Genomic DNA, 4,834 nt, shown 5'->3' with positions numbered 1-4,834 from the left:
TATACAAGGTAAGAAAAGGGTGAAAAGCGGCCTGACTTTAAGATAATTTTACTCAGATGATTACGGAATAATTCACAACTTCTGTTTTAAAAAATAAAAAAGAAAGTCGCGATATGGCGCCTAACGACCAAGGTGTTCCGACGTTTGCGATGGCGCGAGGTTTGCTCTGCAAGGCGAGTGACAGAAGCAAATGTGGCGAAGCCCGAGCGAGAGTTGCGAAGCAATCTCGAAGCGTAGCGGAAGCACCGATAGTTAGCCGCTGTAATGAATTCTATTTAGAAACACTCTTCCAAAGTCTATATCTAATTTTAATGAACATATTCATAGAGTTTCGCAAAAGAAATGGCATAGCTATTTCCAAAATGGACATCCCAAATATAGTAAAAGCCAAAGCTATGTATTGAGTTGTTATTATGCTAATATAGAAATCTAACTCAATCCCGAAATAATAATATAAAGAATATAGAATCAAATTGATAACGCTAAATATTATCACTATGCCGGGAGGGGCCTTATACCCCAGTATATCTAAATATTCGCCCTTGAGTTTAGTAAAGTCCTCAGCTGAATACCATTTATCTGTGATTAGACCTGGGAGTTCTCCTTTATTCAATAAGGATCGACCACATCCATTGTTAATTAGCCATACATGCGATTTGATTGTTAGCTGAAGAAGAAAATCTATTTTATGTTTAAAGTTGATTTGCGAGAACTTCCATAACTTAATGTGAAGCCTCGTAAATAATCCTCTAATCGACTGGGAAGGTCTAATGTGCTGTTGAAACAAATATTCAAGAATTTTGCTACCGGAAATCTCCTCCCCTGACAAAGTCTCAAGCCTATATCTTTCAACGTTATAAAAGTATTCGTCAATAGATTCAAGATCAATTGGTCTGTATGATTTTGTTCTTAATTTTTCCTGAACCGATTCTTTCGATGGAGACTTGGCATCCTCATAGAAATAATCATAGTGATTTCTTAAGTATTGACTATATAAAGAAATCCGAAGATAAATAGGGAAACGCCTTTCTGATACTTTAGGCAATGATTTTTCATTTGGAGGAAAATTATATATAACATGAATTAAAGCTACTTCATCAGCCTTTCCTTTAGCGGTGCGTAGATATTTATATTTTAAGTCGATCGAATATTCTCTGGTTATACTAAAGCCAACCACGTCATCAATAAGTTTTGTATAATTCTTATAAAGATCCTTTGGAACACCTTTTAAGAATATTTTTTAAAACTTTGTGATAGTTATTAACATGATTCATTATGGCGGCTAACGACCAAGGCTTGACGAAGTTGGCGAGCTGAGCGAAGTGAAGACAGGCATGAGAATTGCTCTGCAATTCGAATGACTGAGCCAATGTGCCGAAGGCCAAGCGAGAGTCGCGTAAGCGATCTCGAAGCGACGCGTCAGAGCCAACAGTTAGACGCCGTAAACTAACCTTCTAAGATTAGTTCAACAGATTTAGCATAAAAATAAATCCCACCGGATGTGGATTCGAAGTCTGCTACTTGTACATTGATATTCTCTAATTGTCTATCCTTAACATCCAATATACAAAGGCCTCCAGTATGAAGAGGAAATCCTTTTTCTATGTAGATATCAACCGGCATATTAAACCTTAGAGTCTTTATTTCCGAATCCTTCTGCAAAGTTAATGTTAAATATGATTCTTCCGGGTCATAAAGATTATCTTGAAAGTTAAATCCGACAATGCGATATTCAAATGCCCTATTAAGTATTGGATGATCATTAGAAGAATTTTCTGTAAATACCATAAACTATCCTAAATATGCTATTAAATTTTCTTTATTAGCTATATAAAATTTACTCAGAATTATTACTATTTTCCTTGTATCTTTATATTTTTATATAATGAAATCATTTTAGTTTATGGCGTCTAACGACCAAGGTGTTCCGACGTTTTGCGCGTGCGAAGCACTTGGCGCGAGACTTGCCCTGCAAGGCGAGTGACAAAGCAAAATGTGGCGAAGCCCGAGCGAGAGTCGCGTAAGCGATCTCGAAGCGTAGCGGAAGCACCGATAGTTAGGCGTAGTAAACCTTGGGCTTGTAGTGAAGATTAAGCCATGGATGGCGTCTTAACTTTTTTAGCCGTATATTTCTTAATTTTTGATAACTGACTATGAATCTTTCTTTCAGCTTCCAAAAGATCAAAATCATTCTGTAAACCTAACCAGAATTGAGGAGGAAGGTCAAAATACTTACCTAACTTCAATGCATAATTTGCAGAAATGCTTCTTTTTCCATGCATTATTTCACTAAGACGTGATTGAGGAATACCTGTATCTTTATAAAGTTGATAAGCGCTCAAACCTAAAGGTTTAAGAAATTCCTCATTAAGAATATCTCCTGGATGTGGGTTTTTTATCCATTTTTTCATGCTATTAATTTCCTGTATAAAAACAAACTAGAGAATTCAATGATAGTCGACGATCTCAACGTCATAGGCATCTTTTTCATCCCAGCGAAAACAGATTCGCCATTGATCATTTATTCTTATGCTATACTGCCCTTTCCTATTTCCAGAAAGTAATTCTAACTTATTTCCTGGTGGCGATTTCAGATTTTCAACACTTTGAGCGTTGTTGATCATCCTCAGTTTTCTAAGAGCTATTTCCGAAATTTGATTTGGGATTGATCTAACGAATAAACCCTTCCAGATCTTTTCAGTATCCTTATTCTCAAAACTTTTAATCAATTTACCTATACTTACAGAAATTGTAAGTATAGTCAATCTCAAAAAATGATAAATTTTTCCTACCCGGACATGGATGTCCGGGATGTATTAAAGTAGTTTGCAAGGTTTATTACGCCTAACGACCAAGGTGCTCCGACGTTCGCAATGGCACGAGTTTGCTTTGCAAACGAAGTGACGGAAGCGAATGTGCCGAAGGCCAAGCGAGTGGGTTGCGAAGCAAGCCCCGAGCGGAGCGGAGGCACCGTAAGTTATCCGACGTTTCAGACACTATTAAAAATAATTTTAGACTCTGCGAAGCGAAAGAATTTAGTATAACAAAATCTGTCCGCCCCTCAATGCTATCATCAAACAACACAAGCCGCACGGAGTGAAAAACCTGAATTGAAAGATGCACTTCAAAGTATGGCGGCTATTAGAAAAAAGAAGCTAGTTAATTTCCAAGCAACCAATCGCTCAAATTTAACGAACAAAACTCTCGAAATTAAAAAATAAACAAAAAACAAATTTTGGCTGAAATGTTCGGATAACGACCAAGGCTTGACGAAGTCGCCGTGCTGAGCGAAGCGAAGACGGGAACGAAAATTGCTCTGCAATTTGAGTTACCGAGGCGATTTGCCGAAGGCCGAGCGAGAGTTGCGGAGCAATCTCGAAGCGATGCGTCAGAGCCGACAGTTATGCGAAGGTCAGATCGCCTCAGAAAGGCTTTGATCTATAGGAATTTGTGAAATTAAATACTCAACATTTCCATAGTCGCGAATTAGTTTTGTAGTTATGATTACGAGAGGAATATAAACAGAACACTCAAAAATACCTATACCAATTCCTACTAATAGCTCCTCAATAGATCTATCCTGCGAAAGAAAGTTTCGTTTTACTATGATTAATAAATTATCAAATATCCAAAGATTCCACCACCAAGTTATAAGTGAAATATTGAAAATCTTGCCTGAGGCAAAGCCTTTTATAGTCAGCAATTCCTCCGTTCTTCGAAATAATTCCTTCATTATTTCAAATGGGCGATAGAGACAGATAATAGGAAGAAACCAAGAGAGAACTAATTGTGTATTAGTCGCACTTAAGTTAGGAACACGATCTATTAAATTTAGATAGGCTGAAGCAAACCAATTAAGAAAAGTAAAACCCGAAATTAAATAGAATCCAAAAACTACTAAAGACGTTAAACCTTCTATATATTCATTTGTTTCAATAACTATCTCAGATACTTCTATTCCATTTTTGATTTTTAAAAATAAATCAAATTGAAACGCGAGTAATAGTAATGAAATTATATTTAAAATCAAAAGCACCCAAATTACTATAATTGCAATTCTGGCTTTTGTCCAACGAGGTTTAGTATTTTCCATTTTTGTCCTTAGTATTGAAGTATCTGACTTTCGCATAACGACCAAGGCTTGACGACGTTGGCGAGCTGAACGAAGTGAAGACAGGCACGAGAATTGCCTCTGCAAATTGAGTGACTGAGCCAATGTGCCGGAGGCCGAGCGAGAGTCGCGCAGCGATCTCGAAGCGATGCGTCAGAGCCGCAAGTTAGGCGCTGTATCGCTCAAACACTGTGCACTAATGTCTCTACTCTGTAAAATCTACTAATAGAGCAAAGGTCAAATAAAGGTAAATTTACTTTTAGAGATAAAGTAGCGAACCCTTTTCGATTCTTTTGATGAAAGAGATGCAAGTAGTTCTATTAAATTTCTAACATTCTGCAGAGCTTTTCAAACATACGATATAAAACAAGAAAAGGGTGAAAAGCGGCCTGACCTTAAGAGAATTTTACTTAGATGATTGAGGAGAAATTCAAAACTTCTATCTTAAAAATTTAAAAAGAAAATCGCGATATGGCGCCTAACGACCAAGGTGTTCCGACGTTTGCGATGGCGCGAGACTTGCCACTGCAAGGCGAGTGACAGAAGCAAATGTGGCGTAGCCCGAGTGAGTGGTCGCGAAGTGATCCACGAACGTAGCGGAAGCACCGACAGTTAGACGCCGTAACGAATCGCCTTAATTCATCATTACTAAGATGAACCAATTAGTCTATATAGAACTAAACTTGCGAGAATTGAAAGCTACAGCAATTAAATATGAGAAAT

At 37.5% G+C, this 4,834-nt stretch carries 4 protein-coding genes; all 4 read right to left on the bottom strand.

The features are described from left to right. Positions 1–1,446: 1,446 nt before the first annotated feature. The gene (locus tag B1C82_RS20295) at positions 1,447–1,788 is read right to left on the bottom strand and encodes a hypothetical protein (protein ID WP_086449384.1); all 342 of its coding nucleotides are present in this window, start codon (positions 1,786–1,788) and stop codon (positions 1,447–1,449) included. Positions 1,789–2,090: 302 nt separating this feature from the next. Then, entirely contained in the window at positions 2,091–2,411 is a 321-nt protein-coding gene (locus B1C82_RS20290) for a HigA family addiction module antitoxin (RefSeq protein ID WP_086449383.1), read from the bottom strand. Positions 2,412–2,447: 36 nt separating this feature from the next. Then, positions 2,448–2,771 (bottom strand): type II toxin-antitoxin system RelE/ParE family toxin, encoded by a 324-nt coding sequence (locus tag B1C82_RS20285; RefSeq protein ID WP_324612546.1) that lies wholly within the window; start codon positions 2,769–2,771, stop codon positions 2,448–2,450. A gap of 641 nt (positions 2,772–3,412) precedes the next feature. Further along, a complete protein-coding gene (locus tag B1C82_RS20275; RefSeq protein WP_157894153.1) occupies positions 3,413–4,093 on the bottom strand; it encodes a DUF4328 domain-containing protein in 681 nt (226 codons plus the stop codon). Between the last annotated feature and the right edge of the window lie 741 nt (positions 4,094–4,834).

It is taken from the genome of Leptospira venezuelensis, assembly GCF_002150035.1.
GTDB classification, from domain to species: Bacteria; Spirochaetota; Leptospiria; order Leptospirales; family Leptospiraceae; genus Leptospira_B; species Leptospira_B venezuelensis.
The sequence above is the reverse complement of the archived record's forward strand: the minus strand, read 5'-3'. Positions and strand labels throughout refer to the sequence as shown.